The organism is Frankia sp. CcMO1, assembly GCF_977945845.1.
Window position 1 is genome coordinate 3,613 of the sequence record NZ_CDWTMG010000330.1, and the last position, 759, is coordinate 4,371.

Genomic DNA, 759 nt, shown 5'->3' on the forward strand with positions numbered 1-759 from the left:
ACGCCCGGCGCGACCATGCCCGGAACGACGACGCGGGGCACGACCACGCCCGGCTCGACCATCCCGACGACGACGCCAATCCGGAACACGACCAGCCAGCCGCCCGGCAACCCCTCAGTCAGCCGGGCGCCGCTCTCCAGCCCCTCGCTCACCACGCCAGGCGCCGTGCCGCAGCGATCGGCGAACGGGATTCCGGTCGGTGCCGGCAGCGGCGGCAGTCCTTCACGGTCCACTCCGGCCCTCACGCCGCCCACCCGTAGCGGTGCTGAACCGATCGGCGCAGGCTCCGGAGGGCCCGTCGGATCACCGAACCGGCTGGGCTCCGGCAGCCTCTCCCCGACCGGCGACAGTCCGAAGGTCCCGTCGCTGTCGACCGTGCCTGCCACGCCACTGGGGAGCGTTCCCGGATCCGGTTCCCCGCCGGGTGGGAGCGGCCTCAGCCCGACACGTCTGGCATCCGTTCCGACGCCAACCGGTGCTGGGACCCCCTCGGGTGGCGCGGGCGGTGTCCCGGGCGGACCGCTCGGCCCGATCGGGAGCGGGCTCGGCGGCAGCAACGCTCCCGGGCGCCGGTCCTCCGGCATCGCCTCCCCGGTGTCCCGGTTCCCGGGCTCGCTCGGCGGGACGGGCGCCAGCCAGCCGTCCTCCCTGGGCCCCACCCGTCAAGGCAGCGGGTTGGGTAGCGGCCTGCCGAGTGCCACGGGAGCCGGGGCGACGCCGAAGCCCAGGAGTCTGTCCGGCGTCGCCAGCGCCGGGACG

Annotated in this window: 1 protein-coding gene; it reads right to left on the minus strand. The window is 75.9% G+C overall.

The features are described 5' to 3' along the window. A partial coding sequence (locus tag AC08OU_RS23195; RefSeq protein WP_476605803.1) for a hypothetical protein occupies positions 1-233 on the minus strand: 233 nt, incomplete at its 3' end. Positions 234-759 lie beyond the last annotated feature (526 nt).